This window comes from Ornithinimicrobium sp. (assembly GCF_035267225.1).
Lineage (GTDB): Bacteria > Actinomycetota > Actinomycetes > Actinomycetales > Dermatophilaceae > Ornithinicoccus.
Genome location: NZ_DATFMA010000071.1, coordinates 53,700 through 69,409, shown reverse-complemented (window position 1 = coordinate 69,409; position 15,710 = coordinate 53,700). Strand labels below are relative to the sequence as shown.

Below are 15,710 nucleotides of genomic sequence, written 5' to 3'. Positions count from 1 at the left end.
GACCTCGACCCGGGCGACGACTGCTCCTTCGCCACCGTGCGAGAGGTCGCGGGCGTCGTCAAAGGGGTGCTCGGGGAGCTCGGGGCCACGGGGTGGCCGAAGACCACGGGCGGCTCGGGGTTGCACGTCTACGTCCGCATCCAGCCGGACCACGGCTTCACCGACGTGCGCCGGGCGGCGCTGGCCTTCGCGCGCGAGGTCGAGCGGCGCAGCCCAGGTCAGGCGACGACCACGTGGTGGCGCAAGGACCGGGACCCTCGCGCCGTGTTCGTCGACTTCAACCAGAACGCCAGGGACCACACCATCGCCTGCGCCTACTCGGTGCGCGGGACCCCCGACGCACGCGTGTCCGCGCCGCTGGCGTGGGAGGAGGTGGCGGACTGCGAGCCCGGCGCGTTCACCGTGGCCTCGATGCCCGAGCGGTTCACCCGCCTCGGTGACCTGCATGCGGACATCGATCAGCACCCGTTCGACATCGCCGAGCTTCTGCGCTGGGCCGAGCGCGATGAGGCCGACGGGCTCGACACCCCGCAGGAGTGAGCTCAGGGGCTGGCGGTGAACAGCGCGTGTGCTCGGGTGTCCGACAGGCTCGCCACCTGGTCGGTGACCGCACGCACCACGGCGACATCGTCGCCGCGCCGGTGCGCGTCCTCGTGGGCGTCACGGTGGATCGGGTCCATCCGCTCAGGTCGGCTCGCGAAGAGGTCGAACAGCCCGGTGACGATCTCGCGCTGGCGCTGCATGACTCCGCGACGCTCGTCGCTGAGCATCACGAAGTGCGCGGCGGTTCCCTTCAGCACGCTGGCCTGGGCGCGCACCTCATCCGGCACGACGAGCGTTGCGGCATACCGCGTGAGCGGCCCGGGCCCGTAGCGCTGCCGGGTCGCGGACTCCACCGTGTGCACGAAGTGTCCGATGAGCCGGCTGGTCATGTCCTTCAACGCGGCCAGCGAGCCGCGGCTCCCATCGTGATCCTGCGGGATCCAGCTCGAGCTGAGGAGTCTGCCCAGGGCCTCGGCGAGCACGCCCTCCTCCAGATCCGGGGCGTACCAGCGCTGTGCCACCCCGACGATCGAGGCTGACTCCACCGGTGAGCGAAGTGCCCGCAGATCGATGCGGCGCGAGGTCACGCCGTCCTCGACGTCGTGCACGCTGTAGGCGACGTCGTCCGACCAGTCCATGACCTGGGCCTCCAGACACCGGCGCTGGCCCGGGTGCCCTCCGGCCTCTCCGCCACGGATCCACCGGTAGACCGGTGCGTCGTCGGGGTAGTAGCCGAACTTCGGAGACTCCGGGCCCTCATGCCGTAGCCAGGGGTACTTGACGACCGCGTCCAACGTGGCCCTGGTCAGGTTCAACCCGGCCGAACGTCCGTCTGGGTGCGTCCGCTTGGCCTCGAGCCGGGTGAGCACTCGCAGGGTCTGCGCGTTGCCTTCGAAGCCGCCCGCGCCGGCGGCCAGCTCGTTCAGCACGGACTCGCCGTGGTGGCCGAAGGGCGGATGGCCGAGGTCGTGGGCGAGGCAGGCCGTGTCGACGACATCGGCCGCGCAGCCCAGGGCCTGGCCGAACTCACGACCGATCTGGGCTACCTCCAGGGAGTGGGTGAGGCGGTTGCGCACGAAGTCGTCGGACCCCGGCTGCACCACCTGCGTGGTCAAGGCCAGGCGACGCAGCCCGGCCGAGTGCAGGACGCGCGCCCGGTCTCGGGCGAAGTCGTCCCGGTCGGCCCGCTTGATGGCCGGGTCCTCCGGCACCCAGCGCTCGCGGTCCGCGGGCTCGTACCCGGGTGGCACCGTCCCCCTCACGCTGGTCTCGCCCGCCGTGGCCCTCGCCCCCGCAGCGGGAGTTGCAGCCGCCTGAGGCCGCGAGCCAGCACCGGCCCGAGCGGGCGGGTCGGTGACTCGACGTACCCGCCGCGAGCCAGGCCGGCCTGGCGCTCGAAAACACAACGTGAGGCGCGGTCGCCGGTGCGCAACCACGACCACCCCATCGAGGCGAGGTACAGGGGCAGGAAGGGCAAGCCCAGGCAGCGCATCCACTGCTGGGCGTGATGTTCCTCGTGGCGGAGCAGATCAGGGTGTCGGCTCAACAGGGAAGAGAACGTGGACGACGTGATGACGACGTCGCCCACGGTGAACGCAGCGCCGGTCGGGAAACTCCACCGGTACCTCTCCGCCAGGAGCAGACCGCCGGGGCCCTGGGTCAGTCTCGCTCCGCCCAGGCCAGCAAGGCCCAGCCCCAGGACCGTCGAGAGGTTGAGGGCGTTGGCAATCTGGCGCCGTCGGACCGATGGGCCGGCGCCGAGGGGCTCACCGTCCTCAGCCACGTGCGAACCGGGCCGCCGAGCGGGCCCGGGCCTTGTCGGCCTCGACCTGGCGATCCTTGGGGGCGCCGCGAGCGACCATGGAGTCCAGCAGCTGCTGCGTCGCCTCGGCGATGGTGGCCACCGCCTGGTTGTAGGCCGGCTGGTTGGCGCGAGAAGGAGCGGCGCTTCCCCCGATCTTGCGTACGTACTGCAGTGCGGCCGCCTGCACCTCCTCCGGCGTCGCCGGGGGGTCGAAGTGATGCAGCTGACGGATGTTGCGGCACATCCTCCTATTCTGCCCTGCCGCTCCGGGCCGCCGACCGGCCGCGACAGCCGACTACGATGAGCGCGTGTCCGCGTCCGTCACCGTCAGCGTCACCCGACACATCGAGCCCTCGCAGGCTGACCGCATGGTCGCCTGGATCAACGCCGGGGCCTCGCTCGCCGAGCGTTTCGAGGGCTTTCTCGGCACGGGCTGGGTGCGCCCCTCGCAGCAGTCCCGAGAGTGGCACATGCTCTACCGCTTCGACAGCCAGCAGGCTCTCGAGCGATGGGAGGCCTCCGAGCAACGCCGATGGTGGCTGCAGTCCGCGCAGGGAATCGTCGGGGAGAGCATCGAGGAGCGTCGCACCGGCATCGAGGGATGGTTCGACCAGCCGGTCAGCAGCGACGTCGCCGACCTGCGGCCAGCGCCCGCGGCGCCACCGCGATGGAAACAGGGAACCGTCATCTGGATGGCGTTCTTCCCGCTGAACCTGCTGGCCACGTGGGTGCTGTCGATGCTGCTGCCCGAGGCCACCCCCCTGCCGCTCCGCGTCTTCGTCGGCACCGTGCTGCTGACCCCGGTCATGGTCTACGTCGCACTGCCGACGTTGACCTCCTGGATGAGCTGGTGGTTGCACGGCGAACCGCCGCCGTGGAGACGCGGCACACGGGCCTGACCGGCCCACCGCCCGTCGTGAGAAGAGGAGCCGCATGTCTGCACCGATGATCTCCGTCCCCGAGCTGGCGGAGGCGATGGCGGGACCGCAGCCGACGCGGCCCACCATGGTGGACGTGCGGTGGCAGCTCGGTCGCGGTTTCGCCGCCAACCACGCCGACTACGTCGACGGACACCTTCCCGAGGCGGGCTTCCTGGATCTGGACAGCGGTCTGGCAGGACGACCCGGCCCCCGGGGGCGCGGCGGCAGGCATCCGATGCCCTCGATCACGGCGGCCACCGACGCCTTCCGGGCCGCCGGGGTCAGCGACTCGCGTCCCGTGGTGTTCTACGACGAGTCCACCTCGCTGGCCGCCGCCCGCGCGTGGTGGGTGCTGCGCTACTTCGGCCACGAGGATGTGCGGGTGCTGGACGGCGGCTTCGCGCGATGGGTGGCCGACGGCCAGCCCTGGACCACCGGAGGCTACCTGCCACCGCGCGGCGACGTCACGCTGCGCTCGCCCGCGCTCCATCTCGTGCAGGCCGAAGAGATCGCGACCGGCGTCCTCGCCGGGCCGCTGCTGGATGCCCGCGCCCCCGAGCGCTACCGAGGAGAGGTCGAGCCGATCGACCCGGTAGCCGGGCACATCCCGGGAGCGCTGAACGTTCCGACGCTGGCCCTGCTGCATACCGACGGCCGGCTTCGCCCCGACCGCCTCCGCGCCGCAGTGGAAGATCTGGGCGTGGACCCGGCGAGCGCTCCCACGCTGTACTGCGGGTCCGGCGTGCAGGCGGCCCACCTGGCCCTGACGTGGGAGGCCACCTTCCCGGCTTCGCCCGAGCCCGCCCTGTACATCGGGTCGTGGAGTGACTGGATCAGCGACAGCGAGCGTGCGGTCGCCCAGGGTGACGAGGGGGCGCTCAGGTCGAGGTGATCGCTCCGCGCCACAGGCTCTCGCCGCTGTGGGCGGGGTTGCCGTCGTAGTGCTCGACGGAGACGTCAACCGTGCCGAAGGTGTTGGTCGACAGGCCCTCCGGCAGCTCGAACTCCTCACCGCTGCGGCTCAGCGCCCCTACGGTGACCATGCCCGAAGCGTCTCCGTTGAGCAGCCACACCTGCAGGTAGCCGTCCTGCACCTCGGGCAGGCTGCTCGTGTCGACGCGCAGCAGGCGTCGCCCGTCACGTTCGACGACCTCGGCGCTCGCAGGCTCGACCGAGCTCTCCAGCGCGTCCAGGTCCGCCGTGGCCACGACGGGCCCCGTGGGCTCGTCCGCGCTGCCCAGCGACACGGCCATCCACATCGCGCCGGCACCGACCGCGGCCGCTCCGAGCAGCTTCCACCCCAGGGAGCGGCCGGCCTGACGCCCCACCTCCCGGTGCCGCCGCCGGGACTCCCACGCCGATCCTGCCGGGGCCGGAGTGCCGTCCACCTCGGCCTGGATGGCCTCCCACACGTGCGCGGGAGGGTGCGCCGACACCGGGCCACCGAGGGCCAACAGCTCGGTGACCTGCTCGAAGGACCCGACCTCCGTGCGGCACTGCGCGCAGGCATCCACGTGTTCTCGTTGGACCTCGCTCGCCTCGCCGGTGGCGACCAGGGCGAGATCGTCCACGTCAAGATGCGTGCTCATGCTCACCCTCCAATCGCGATCTCATCCGGCGCAGCGTGCGCGAGATGTAGCTCTTCACCGTGCCCAGCGGGAGCGAGAGCTCCTCGGCGATCTGGGCGTGGGTCATGTCCTCGAAGAACGCAAGCACCATGATCCGTCGCTGCGGATCCCCGATGCGCTCGAGCTCCTCCCATAACACCAGCAGCTGGTCCACTCGTTCCGCTGTGAGTCCATTCGTCGCAGGACGCTCCCCCAGATTGGCCCGTAGCACGTCGGGATCCGACGGTACCTCGTGCGTGCGGTGCCTTCTCCCGAAGTGGTCGGCGATCCGATGCCGGGTAATCCCCACGAGCCAGGCACCGAGGGGGGCCTCCTCGGGTCGGTACCGGTGACGGGACTGCCAGGCGGAGACGAAGACCTGCTGGGTGACGTCGTCGGCATCGCTGCGTCCGACGGCCTTGCTGGCCAGCCCGTAGACCAAGCCACCCCAGCGCTCGTAGACCTCGGACAGCGCGGCGGCCTCTCCGGAAGCGAAGGACGCGCCGAGCTGCGCGTCCGCTGCGTCGTCGACCTCGACGCGGCCGCTCCGGTTGGTCATCAACCCACCGTAGCGACTTCCTTGCCTTACCTGTCATCGCTGCGCCCGATCAGGGCGAGCCGACCGGTGTCGCCACCACGACCACGTTGTCGCGGTAGCTCTGCTGCGAGGTACGCCAGGGCCCGCCACAGGTGATCAGCGTCAGCCGTTCCGGGCCGTCTCGGTCGAAGATCGTGTCGGTGGGCAGAACATTCTTGGAGACGGTCTTCCGACCGACGACCTCATAGGTCGCTGTCCTCCCATCGTTGAGCTCGACCTCGACGAGGGCGCCCCGCTCGACCTCACGCAGAGCCGCCATGGCTCCCCATCCCTCGTCCGTGTCGACGTGCCCCGCGAGCACCACCGAGCCCCTCCCCGCTCCCGGAGCAGCACCGTACCGGTACCACCCGACCCGGTCGCCGTCGTCGGGGATGCGCATCAGGCCGTCGCGACGCACGCCGGTCGGCGTCAAGGGCGCGTCGAGGTCCACCGAGGGAACGCGCAGCGCCGTGGGAGTGCTACGAGTCTGGCGAGACGACGACACCTCGGCAGAGCGGCGGGCGATGTCCGGAGCGGTGAGGGCCGGCCCGGCCTTCTTCGCCTCCTCGGTGCCGGCGGGCGTCACCGCTTGCAGGGCGACCTGTTCCGCATCGGGACGCTGGCTGCCCACGTCGATCGTCCCCACGTCGGTGGGCTGACCGGCCCAGGCGATTCCGACTCCGGCCAGCAACATGGAGGCCAACGACGAGACGAGCACAGCCAGCCATCCCCTCTGCTGCATCGCCGCCCCCTTGTTGTTGCGGTGCGGGCACCGATTCCGGCCTCGAAAGGGGAGTAGGCCGGAATCGGTGCCTCGTCGTGCGCGGCGGTGCCGACCAGGTCGGCTGCCCGGCGCCGCCGCTGTCATGGTTCCCTCGCTCAGGCCGAGGGGGTGGCGGTGCTCAGCTTGCGCCCGGCCACCAGGGCGCCGGCGACACCGGCGGCTCCCAGGACCCACAGCCAAGCCGAGGCGCTGTCGTCGACCAGACCACCTTCGCCCGAGGGCACGCCCTCCGGGTCGCCGTGCAACCCGTCGATCGTCTGCACCGCGAGATCGAGGTTGCCGTCCTCGGCGGAGCCCCACGCGTAGACGATGGTGTTGGTTCCCTCGCCCAGGTCGAGGTCCGCCGGACCGATCACCACGTCCTCGGTGCCGGCGAGCGTCACGTCGGCGCTGACCGTGCCGGCGTCGAGGTTGAGGACCTCCTCGTTGGGGTTGGTCAGGCCCTCGATGACCGGGCTACCTCCGGCGCGCACGTCGACCGCCGGGGCGGCGGCGGTGTGACGCACCGTCAGGCGAGCCTGACCGGCGTCGAGCTGCGAGGTGTCGTTCACGAACGCGTTGAGGGCCGGGTTGCCGTCGGCGTCCAGGTTCGCCGTCAGCGTGAGGTTCTCACCACCGGGCACGGCCAGGCCCTCGGCCGAGATGGCAGGGTCCTCGGAGTCCGGGTCGGCACCGGCCGGGTAGACCTCGATGTCGTACTCACCCGCAGCCAGGGTGAGCGGGTCGGTGAGGGTGCCGGGCTCGAAGTCGGGCAGGGTCTCCTCGCCGTTGACGTACACGTCGACGGTCAAGCCGGGCACAGCGTGCAGGACGGAGACCTGGCTCTCCTCCTGAGCCATGGCGGGAGCGGCGGTAGCAACGAGGGCGAGGCTGGCGGCCGCCCCCCAAGCGATGGAACGCATGTCTTTCTCCTCTGGGTTCAGGGGAACCGTGGTGACTCCCTCTGACCCCACTTCCGCCCGTAACGCGTATCTGGATGCACCCCTGCGGGATTTTCTTGCTAGCCCCCCGAGATGGAGAGCTCGGCGGCCTGGACGCTTGCTCGCTGGCTGGCGTTGAGCTCGCGGGACTCCAGCCAGAACTCCGGCAGGGTGACCTTCCGGGCGGAGCCCGCGCGTCCTCGCTGTCCTTCGGCGTCGCCGGGCCAGGGCTGGTCGAGGTCGAGGCTGTCCAGGTGGGCGTCCAAGTCGGCCAGCGAGTCGACCAGCGCCAGGCGCTGGCGCAGCGTGCCGCCGACCGAGAAGCCCTTGAGGTACCAGGAGATGTGCTTGCGGATGTCACGGCAGGCGCGGCCCTCGTCGGCGTAGAAGTCCGCGAGGTAGGCAGCGTGCCGCCGTAAGGTGTCGGCCACCTCGCGCAGAGTCGGCTCGACCCGCTCCGGCGAGCCCGCGAAGGCCGCGGCGAGGTCGGTGAACAACCACGGGCGGCCCAGGCAGCCTCGCCCGACGACCACGCCGTCGCAACCGGTCTGGCGCATCATCGCGACGGCGTCCTCCGCCGACCAGATGTCGCCGTTGCCGAGGACCGGGATCGTGGTGACCGCATTCTTCAGGGCCGTGATGGCCGACCAGTCCGCCTGCCCGCTGTAGGCCTGGGCAGCCGTGCGCGCATGCAGCGCGACCGCGGCCGCCCCCTCCTGCTCGGCGATGCGGCCGGCGTCGAGGTAGGTGGTGTGGTCGGCGTCGATCCCCACGCGCATCTTGACGGTCACCGGCACGGCGGCCGGGCTCGCTTCACGTACGGCTGCGCGGACGATGGCCCGGAAGAGGTCGACCTTCCAGGGCAGGGCCGCGCCACCGCCTTTGCGGGTGACTTTGGTGACGGGGCAGCCGAAGTTGAGGTCGATGTGGTCGGCTCGGTCCTCGAGCACGAGCATCCTCGCCGCGGCCGCCACGGTGGCGGGGTCGACCCCGTAGAGCTGCACCGAGCGCGGGCTCTCGTCGGCGTCGTGCTCGATCAGCCGCATCGAGATCGGCGTGCGCTCCACCAGGGCGCGCGAGGTGATCATCTCGCTGACGTAGAGACAGCCAGCTGCAGAACTGTCGCTGCGGCCCTGACCTGACCCGCCCCACTGTCGGCAGAGCCTGCGGAACGCGCGGTTGGTGATACCTGCCATCGGCGCCAGGACGACGGGTGTCTCGAGGCGGTGGGGCCCGATCGACAACGGGCGGGCCACCGCAGATGCGGACGCAAGGGTCTGGCTCACCCGGCACAGTCTCGCAACCGCCCGGCCTCCCCGCGAAACCGCAGCCCGGCCGGCACCTCGGCTGGACCGACGCGGGTTCAGACGACGAGCACCCGGGTCCCCCACTGCATCCGACCACCGGCCCAGAGCAGGTTGGTCGCAGCCGTGGACAGCCGGCAGCACCCGTGCGAAGCCGGGTACGGGGGGATGCTGCGCGAACCGTGCAGGGCGCGCCCGCGGTCGAAGTACGCGGGTCGGTACAGCGCCCCGAGCTGCCCTTTCTGCCAGCCGCGACCGTACGTGCTGTGCACGCGGAAGTCGCCCCGGTAGGTGTGCGCGTAGTACGTCCGGCCGTACCACTGGTAGGGCTTGCCGTTGCCGGTCGAGGTGTTGAACACCCGGTAGGTCCGCCCGCGACGAACCTCGAGCACGAGCTGTCGGCGCAGGTGCACCTCGAAGCGGCTGCCAGACCCGCCGACCGGCCGCAGGGTGGTGTCGTAGGCCAAGGCGGCACGGGTGTTCGGGCCGACGATCGCGTCGCGGACCAGGCCGTGGCGCTTCTGCAACGCCCACACGGCTTGCTGGGTGAGGTGGCCGAAGACGCCGTCGGCCCTTCCACACCAGTAGCCGCGGGCCGCGAGGCTCCGCTGGAGGGAGGCGACCCCCGAACCGCGGCTGCCGCGACGCAGGTTGTGGGTGGCGGCGGCGGGCTCGGCAGCCAGCACGGTCGCCACGCCGGCGCCGACCCCACCGAGCAGGACGGCGCGGCGCGTGGTCTCAAGGTTCGTCACGGTCACCGGAGATCTCCTCTGTCGCAGCACAAGTGTGCACTGCCTAGGAGCCGCGCGGGGCACGCATGATACGCATACCGGTCACGATCGCGTCACGATGCGGCCGGGAGCGGGACCGTCTCAGTCCGGGATGAGCCGCTTGCCCATTCCCGTCGCACCGTCGGTGGCGTACCCCCATTGCTCGTAGCGCCGCACCAGCGCGGAGGCACCGTCGCGGATCTGCACGTTGAGCTTGGGGCACCCGCGCTCGATGAGCAGCCGCTCGACCTCATCGAGCATCGCCCGGCCCAGCCCGCGACCCTGATGGGTCGGCGAGACCGCGAAGTAGTAGAGCCAGCCACGGTGACCGTCGAAACCGCTCATCGCCGATGCGACCACCTCGCCGTCCTCGATGCCCACGAGGAAGAGCTCGGGCTGCACGCTCATCTTGCGCTCGATGTCCCGATGGGGGTCGTTCCACGGGCGGGTGATGCCCACCTCGTGCCAGAGGGCGACGACGACGTCGGTGTCGGCCCGTTCGAAGGGACGGATCCGCATGGTGCTCAGCAGCCGAGCAGCTGCCCGGCGAGGTAGCTCTCCACCCGGTCGAGCGAGACACGCTCCTGCCCCATCGAGTCGCGCTCCCGGACGGTCACAGCCTGGTCGTCCAGGGTGTCGAAGTCCACCGTGACGCAGAAGGGGGTGCCGATCTCGTCCTGGCGGCGGTACCGGCGACCGATCGCGCCTGCGTCGTCGAAGTCGACCATCCAGTGCTGGCGCAGTCGGGCCGCCAGGTCCCTGGCCAACGGCGACAGCTCGGCGTTGCGCGACAACGGGAGCACGGCCACCTTCATCGGAGCCAGACGCGGGTCCAGACGCAGGACCACGCGCTTGTCCACCCCGCCCTTGGCGTTCGGTGCCTCGTCCTCGGTGTAGGCATCGACGAGGAAGGTCATCAGCGATCGGGACAGGCCGGCCGCCGGCTCGATGACGTAGGGGACATACCGCTGACCCGAGGCCTGGTCGTAGTACGACAGGTCGGTGCCCGAGTGCTCGCTGTGGGTACGCAGGTCGAAGTCGGTGCGGTTGGCGATGCCCTCCAGCTCTCCCCACTCACTGCCCGCGAAGTTGAAGCGGTACTCGATGTCGACCGTCCGGTCCGAGTAGTGGGACAGCTTCTCGCGCGGGTGCTCGTAGTGGCGCAGGTTCTCCGGGTCGATCCCGAGGTCGATGTACCACTGCGTCCGCTGGGCGATCCAGTACTCGTGCCACTCGGGCGCGGCTTGCGGCTCGACCAAGAACTCCATCTCCATCTGCTCGAACTCCCGGGTGCGGAAGATGAAGTTGCCGGGCGTGATCTCGTTGCGGAAGCTCTTGCCGACCTGGGCGATGCCGAACGGCGGCTTCTTCCTGGTCGCTGTCATCACGTTGCCGACGTTGATGAAGATTCCCTGGGCGGTCTCCGGACGCAGGTAGTGCAGCCCCGACTCGTCCTCCAGGACCCCCAGATGGGTCTTGAGCATCATGTTGAACTCCCGCGGCGCGGTCCAGGCACCCCTGGTGCCGCAGTGCGGGCAGCTCAGGTCCTCCAGGGCCACCGAGTCGGGATCGACCGGCCGGCCCTTCTTCGCCGCTCGCTGCGCCGCCGCCTCCTGCATGTGGTCGAGGCGGAAGCGGCGATGACAGCTCAGGCACTCGGTGAGCGGGTCGGAGAACTCGCCGACGTGGCCCGAGGCCACCCACGTCTGACGCGGCAGGATGACCGAGGAGTCGAGACCCACCACGTCGTCGCGGGTCTGCACCATCGCCCGCCACCACTGACGCTTGATGTTGTCCTTGAGCGCCACCCCCAGCGGTCCGTAGTCCCAGGACGACCGCGTTCCGCCGTAGATCTCCCCGCCGGGAAACACGAAGCCCCTGCGTTTGCAGAGGCTGACGACGCTGTCCACGGTGGAGGGGGCTGCCATGCGCGTCATCCTAAAGCGCGGCGCGCACTAGGCTGCCATCGTGCCTGCCGCCTCCTCCCCCCCGCCCGACCCGACCGGTCCGGGCGCCTCCGCCGACGGAGTGCGTGGACGCATCGAACGGGCCAGCACCCCGTGGCTGGTGCGGCTTGCCTCCCTCCCGGCCCTGCTGCCGTTCGTCGTCGTCGGCGTCCTGATGCTCACGGGAGCCTTCGTGGGGGGAGTCGTCGGGGGGATGCTGCTGCTGGTGCCCATCGCCTTTCTCGGCTGGCTGCTGTACCTCACCTGGCCGCACCTACGCCGCCCGGAGCGCGCGATGCGTGCATCCGTGTTGTTGCTGGTCGTCGCCATCGCGGTGACGTCCGTCGTGCCTCGTGGTTAGAACGGTTTTGACAATCATTCTCATGAACGCCACAGTGGCGTCATGTTCGGACGTCGCCGCTCACTGACCGCTGTCGCCCTCTGCTCCGTGCTCGGGGTGACCGCCTGCGGCTCGTCCTCGGAGTCGAGCAGCGAAAGCGACTCGCCCACCGTGCTCGCCGCCTTCTACCCGTTGGAGTTCGTGGCCTCCCGGGTGACCGGCGACCCGGCGTCGGTGGAGGTCCTCACCTCGCCGGGAGTGGATCCCCACGACCTCGAGCTCTCCCCCCGGGCCGTCGGCGAGGTGAAGAACGCCGACCTCGTGATCTACTCGAGCGGTCTGCAGCAGGCGGTCGACGCAGCCGTCGAGGAACAGGCGGGCGACCACTCCCTCGATGTCAACGGCGCGGCCGACCTCGTGCCTGTCGAGGCGGAGGGGGCCGATGAGGGGGACGCGCAGGAGTCGGCTCACGAGGGCGAGGGGGCGCACGAGCATGAAGGCGAGGACGACGAGCACTCCGAGGAGGAGGGCCACGCCCACGAGGACGAGGGCGGGCTCGACCCGCACTTCTGGTTGGACCCGACGCGCATGGTGGCCGTGACCGAGGCCGTGGAGGAGCGCATCGCCAAGGTCGACCCGGACAACGCCGAGACCTACGCCGCTCACGCCGAGAAGCTCACCGGCGAGCTCGAGGCCCTCCAGGCCGAGTACGACGAGGGGCTGGCGCGGTGTCGCCACGAAGACATGGTCACGACCCACGAGGCGTTCGGCTACATCGCGCGCGCGCACGACCTGCACCTCATCAGCATCTCGGGGATCTCGCCGGAGTCCGAACCCGGCCCGGCCCGCCTCGCCGAGGTCGCACGCACCGTGGAGAGGACCCAGGTGCCGGTCATCTATACCGAGGTCCTTCTCAGCCGCGACATCGCGGACACCGTGGCCGAGGAGACCGGGACGCAGGTGCGGCTGCTCGACCCGCTGGAGGGACTGACCGAGGAGTCCCCGGGGTCGGACTACCTCAGCGTGATGCGCAGTAACCTGGAGACGTTGCGCGCGGGTCAGGAGTGTTCATGAGCGAGCCGGACGCAGTGCTCGGGCTCGACCGGGCCTCCTTCGGGTACGCAGGGCGGGCGGTGGTCGGCGAGGTCTCTCTCACGATCCGCCCCGGCGAGGTGGTGGCGTTGCTGGGCCCGAACGGGTCCGGGAAGTCCACCCTCGTGCGAGGGCTGCTGGGACTCAACGACCATCTGGGAGGAAGGCTCAGCCTCGGTGACCCTGCCCTCACCACGGCCTCGCCGTCGGACCGGCGCTTCATCGGCTACGTGCCCCAGCGGCACACCCTCTCCACCTCGGTGCGAGCCACCGCGCGGGAGGTCGTCGCGACCGGACGGCTCGCTCATCGACCCTGGTGGCGCCGGGCGACGACACATGACGACAGCCTGGTCCGCGACGCCCTGGAGACCGTGGGACTGGGCGACCGAGCCGAGGCGGAGGTCTCCGAGCTCTCCGGGGGACAGCAACGACGGGTGCTCATCGCCCGGGCGCTGGCCGGTGAGCCGTCCATGCTCGTGCTGGACGAACCGATGGCCGGGGTCGACCGCGGCTCCCAGGAGGTCCTCACCCGCCTGCTGCACCGTCTGGTCGACCGTGGCGCAACGATGCTCGTGGTCACGCACGACCTGTCGATGCTGTCCGAGGTCATCACCCGGATCGTCGCGCTGGAGGCCGGCGAGGTGGTCTTCGACGGCAGCCCCGGGGCCTACCGCGACCGCTTGCTCGACCAGCCGCTCGGCACCGTCGCCCAGCCCGCTCACGAACAGCCGCCCGCGGGCACCTCGTGGTGGGTCGGCCCGGTCGACCCGCGCGAGGAGAGCACGCATGCCTGAGATCCTCAGCCTCGACTTCATGCGCTATGCCCTCGTGGCGGCAGCGCTCGTCGGCGTCGCCGCCCCTCTGGTCGGCATCTTCCTGGTGCAGCGGCGGCTGTCGCTCATCGGCGACGGGATGGGGCACGTGGCTCTGGCGGGCGTTGCGGTCGGCGTGCTCACCGACGCCGCTCCGATCGCCACCGCGCTCGTGGCCGCGATGCTGGCCGGAGTGTGCATCGAGCTGACTCGGATGCGGGGTCGCACCAGCGGGGACATCGCGCTCGCGATCATGTTCTACGGGGGTATCGCCGCCGGTGTCGTGATCATCAACAAGGTCGAGGGCTCGCAGACCTCCACGCTCACCGGGTACCTCTTCGGGGCGATCACGACAACCTCCCGGGGGGACCTCACGGTCTTCGCGGCGCTCTCCGTGGTGCTCGTCGTGCTGACCACCGTGCTCCGCCAGAGGTTCTTCGCCGTGGCCGGCGACGAGGAGTACGCCCGAGCCAGCGGCATGCCCGTCCTGGCCCTCAACCTCCTGCTCGCCGCGTTGACCGCCCTGACCGTCGTCGTCTCCATGCGCGTGGTCGGGCTGTTGCTCATCAGCGCGCTGATGATCGTGCCCAACGCCGCGGCACAGCAGGTCGCCCGCAGCTTCCGCACCGCGACGTGGTGGGCGGTGGCGTTCGGGCTCCTGTCGGCCGTCGGAGGGGTGGTGCTTTCTTACCACGCGGACACCTCCTCGGGCGGCACGATCGTCCTGTGCGCCATCGGCCTCTTCGCGGTGGTCGCCCTGGGCCGAGCAGCGGTCCGTCCGTGGCTGGCCCGCCGGCATCCGGTCGCCGAGCAGCACATCCATGAGCACGGCCCGGACTGCGGACACCCGGCCGTCCCGCATGGGGACCACGTCGACTATGTGCACGACGGGCACCGCCACGCTGCCCACGGCGGTCACTACGACGAGCACACCGACCTCACCCATCAGGACCGCACCTCCCCGCCGTCGCACACCGACCAACCCGACTCGGAGGTCACGCGATGAGCACCCAGAGCCGCAGGCCCACCCGGCAGCAGTTGGCGGTCACCACCGAGCTGCAAGCCACGGCCGACTTCACCTCTGCACAGGAGCTGCACGCGCGTCTGCGCGCCGGTGGCAGCGCGGTGGGGTTGGCCACCGTCTACCGCACCCTGACCAGCCTGGCCGCGGACGGTGAGGTGGACGTGCTGCGCACCGGCGACGGAGAGGCGGTCTACCGGGCCTGCAGCAGCGGGCACCACCATCACCTCGTGTGCCGTGACTGCGGACGCACCGTGGAGATCGCCGGACCGGCGGTGGAGAAGTGGACCGAGCGGGTGGCTCGCGAGCACGGCTTCACCGACGTGGCCCACACGCTGGAGATCTTCGGCTCCTGCGACGCGCACTAGCCCTGGCGCGCGTCGCCGCACGTGACGGCCCCGGCGGTCGCCCTCTTCGCCGTCTCGCTGGCCGGTGAGTGACGTCGTCGGGCCGTCTCACGCCCCGTCGCCCGGCCCCGTTCCATCGTTGCGGTCTCGGGCGCCCCCGTACCGGCGGTCCCGCTCGGCGTACAGCTGCACGGCGCGCCAGAGGTCACGACGGTCGAAGTCGGGCCACAGCGTGTCCAGGAAGACCATCTCGGCGTAGGCGCTCTGCCAGAGCAGGAAGTTCGAGGTGCGCTGTTCTCCCGACGAGCGCACGAAGAGGTCGACGTCCGGCACCTCGGGCCGGTAGAGATGCCGGGCGACGCTCCGCTCCTCGATTCGCGCCGGGCTGATCCGGCCCGCGGCCACGTCAGCACCGATCTCGCGCACGGCATCGACGATCTCCGCCCTCCCCCCGTAGTTGACGCAGAAGTTCAGCGTGATGACACGGTTGTCCGCCGTGCGCCGCTGGGCGTCCTCGAGCTCGGTGATGACCGAGCGCCAGAGGCGGGGCCGACGGCCGGACCAGACCACCCGCACGCCCCAGGAGTCCATCTCGTCGCGCCGGCGACGGATCACGTCTCGGTTGAACCCCATCAGAAAACGCACCTCCTCCGGGGAGCGCTTCCAGTTCTCGGTGGAGAAGGCGTAGGCCGAGACGCACGACACGCCGATCTCGATCGCCCCCGCGATGACGTCCAGCAACGAGGACTCGCCCGCCTTGTGTCCTTCCACCCGCGTCAGTCCCTGCGCGTTCGCCCAGCGGCCGTTGCCGTCCATCACGATGGCCACGTGGCGCGGCACGAGATGGGGTGGGATCTGCGGTGGCCTCGCGCCGCTGGGGTGGCGGAACGGGGGCCGCGGCGCACGTCGGTCCCCCGCCATGG

At 70.7% G+C, this 15,710-nt stretch carries 20 protein-coding genes; 8 read left to right on the top strand and 12 right to left on the bottom strand.

Annotated elements, in window-relative coordinates:
* Positions 1-540 (top strand): DNA primase small subunit domain-containing protein (locus tag VJ976_RS06595; RefSeq protein WP_324099320.1); only part of this gene is annotated, 540 nt, incomplete at its 5' end.
* Positions 541-542: 2 nt separating this feature from the next.
* Here the strand turns inward: VJ976_RS06595 and VJ976_RS06590 are convergent.
* Genes VJ976_RS06590 through VJ976_RS06580 form a run of 3 tightly spaced genes read right to left on the bottom strand, consistent with a single transcriptional unit; the run spans position 543 to position 2,591 of the window.
* Positions 543-1,805, bottom strand: a complete 1,263-nt coding sequence (locus tag VJ976_RS06590; RefSeq protein ID WP_324099319.1) for a deoxyguanosinetriphosphate triphosphohydrolase — start codon at positions 1,803-1,805, stop codon at positions 543-545.
* Positions 1,802-2,326 (bottom strand): hypothetical protein, encoded by a 525-nt coding sequence (locus tag VJ976_RS06585; protein WP_324099318.1) that lies wholly within the window; start codon positions 2,324-2,326, stop codon positions 1,802-1,804. The genes VJ976_RS06590 and VJ976_RS06585 overlap by 4 nt, the downstream gene beginning before the upstream one ends.
* A complete protein-coding gene (locus tag VJ976_RS06580) occupies positions 2,319-2,591 on the bottom strand; it encodes a DUF2277 domain-containing protein (RefSeq protein ID WP_324099317.1) in 273 nt (90 codons plus the stop codon). Before VJ976_RS06580 ends, VJ976_RS06585 begins: the two co-directional genes overlap by 8 nt.
* Positions 2,592-2,655: 64 nt before the next feature.
* Between VJ976_RS06580 and VJ976_RS06575 the strand changes: the two genes are divergently transcribed.
* Together VJ976_RS06575 and VJ976_RS06570 are read left to right on the top strand one after the other, a co-directional pair.
* On the top strand, positions 2,656-3,246 hold the full coding sequence (locus tag VJ976_RS06575) for an antibiotic biosynthesis monooxygenase (RefSeq protein ID WP_324099316.1): 591 nt from the start codon (positions 2,656-2,658) through the stop codon (positions 3,244-3,246).
* Positions 3,247-3,280: 34 nt separating this feature from the next.
* Positions 3,281-4,159 (top strand): sulfurtransferase, encoded by an 879-nt coding sequence (locus tag VJ976_RS06570; protein ID WP_324099315.1) that lies wholly within the window; start codon positions 3,281-3,283, stop codon positions 4,157-4,159.
* Here the strand turns inward: VJ976_RS06570 and VJ976_RS06565 are convergent.
* From VJ976_RS06565 to VJ976_RS06530, 8 genes are all read right to left on the bottom strand, one after another.
* Positions 4,146-4,856 carry an anti-sigma factor gene (locus tag VJ976_RS06565; protein ID WP_324099314.1) on the bottom strand — a complete coding sequence of 237 codons (711 nt, stop codon included), beginning with the start codon at positions 4,854-4,856 and terminating at the stop codon, positions 4,146-4,148. The two genes, VJ976_RS06570 and VJ976_RS06565, sit on opposite strands and share 14 nt — an antisense overlap.
* Positions 4,840-5,433, bottom strand: a complete 594-nt coding sequence (locus VJ976_RS06560; protein WP_324099313.1) for a sigma-70 family RNA polymerase sigma factor — start codon at positions 5,431-5,433, stop codon at positions 4,840-4,842. Before VJ976_RS06560 ends, VJ976_RS06565 begins: the two co-directional genes overlap by 17 nt.
* Positions 5,434-5,482: 49 nt before the next feature.
* Entirely contained in the window at positions 5,483-6,193 is a 711-nt protein-coding gene (locus VJ976_RS06555; protein WP_324099312.1) for a class F sortase, read from the bottom strand.
* Between the two features lie 137 nt (positions 6,194-6,330).
* Positions 6,331-7,137 (bottom strand): DUF4397 domain-containing protein, encoded by an 807-nt coding sequence (locus VJ976_RS06550; protein WP_324099311.1) that lies wholly within the window; start codon positions 7,135-7,137, stop codon positions 6,331-6,333.
* A gap of 98 nt (positions 7,138-7,235) precedes the next feature.
* On the bottom strand, positions 7,236-8,450 hold the full coding sequence (gene dusB, locus VJ976_RS06545; protein ID WP_414693579.1) for a tRNA dihydrouridine synthase DusB: 1,215 nt from the start codon (positions 8,448-8,450) through the stop codon (positions 7,236-7,238).
* A 68-nt stretch (positions 8,451-8,518) separates the two neighbouring features.
* Complete coding sequence (locus VJ976_RS06540; protein ID WP_324099309.1) at positions 8,519-9,217, bottom strand: L,D-transpeptidase family protein; 699 nt, start codon at positions 9,215-9,217, stop codon at positions 8,519-8,521.
* Positions 9,218-9,331: 114 nt separating this feature from the next.
* Positions 9,332-9,748, bottom strand: a complete 417-nt coding sequence (locus tag VJ976_RS06535; RefSeq protein WP_324099308.1) for a GNAT family acetyltransferase — start codon at positions 9,746-9,748, stop codon at positions 9,332-9,334.
* Positions 9,749-9,753: 5 nt separating this feature from the next.
* The gene (locus VJ976_RS06530) at positions 9,754-11,157 is read right to left on the bottom strand and encodes a glycine--tRNA ligase (RefSeq protein WP_324099307.1); all 1,404 of its coding nucleotides are present in this window, start codon (positions 11,155-11,157) and stop codon (positions 9,754-9,756) included.
* 40 nt (positions 11,158-11,197) lie between these two features.
* On the opposite strand from VJ976_RS06530, the gene VJ976_RS06525 reads away from it, so the two are divergent.
* The 5 genes from VJ976_RS06525 to VJ976_RS06505 are packed head-to-tail and all read left to right on the top strand — an operon-like array spanning position 11,198 to position 14,808.
* Positions 11,198-11,536, top strand: coding sequence for a DUF6703 family protein (locus tag VJ976_RS06525; protein ID WP_324099306.1), 339 nt, complete (start codon positions 11,198-11,200; stop codon positions 11,534-11,536).
* A gap of 42 nt (positions 11,537-11,578) precedes the next feature.
* Positions 11,579-12,589 carry a metal ABC transporter substrate-binding protein gene (locus VJ976_RS06520; protein WP_324099305.1) on the top strand — a complete coding sequence of 337 codons (1,011 nt, stop codon included), beginning with the start codon at positions 11,579-11,581 and terminating at the stop codon, positions 12,587-12,589.
* Entirely contained in the window at positions 12,586-13,401 is an 816-nt protein-coding gene (locus tag VJ976_RS06515; RefSeq protein WP_324099304.1) for a metal ABC transporter ATP-binding protein, read from the top strand. The genes VJ976_RS06520 and VJ976_RS06515 overlap by 4 nt, the downstream gene beginning before the upstream one ends.
* The gene (locus VJ976_RS06510) at positions 13,394-14,425 is read left to right on the top strand and encodes a metal ABC transporter permease (RefSeq protein ID WP_324099303.1); all 1,032 of its coding nucleotides are present in this window, start codon (positions 13,394-13,396) and stop codon (positions 14,423-14,425) included. The genes VJ976_RS06515 and VJ976_RS06510 overlap by 8 nt, the downstream gene beginning before the upstream one ends.
* Positions 14,422-14,808, top strand: a complete 387-nt coding sequence (locus tag VJ976_RS06505) for a transcriptional repressor (RefSeq protein WP_324099302.1) — start codon at positions 14,422-14,424, stop codon at positions 14,806-14,808. The genes VJ976_RS06510 and VJ976_RS06505 overlap by 4 nt, the downstream gene beginning before the upstream one ends.
* An 87-nt stretch (positions 14,809-14,895) precedes the next feature.
* On the opposite strand, the gene VJ976_RS06500 is transcribed toward VJ976_RS06505, so the two are convergent.
* Positions 14,896-15,708 carry an isoprenyl transferase gene (locus VJ976_RS06500; protein ID WP_324099301.1) on the bottom strand — a complete coding sequence of 271 codons (813 nt, stop codon included), beginning with the start codon at positions 15,706-15,708 and terminating at the stop codon, positions 14,896-14,898.
* Positions 15,709-15,710 lie beyond the last annotated feature (2 nt).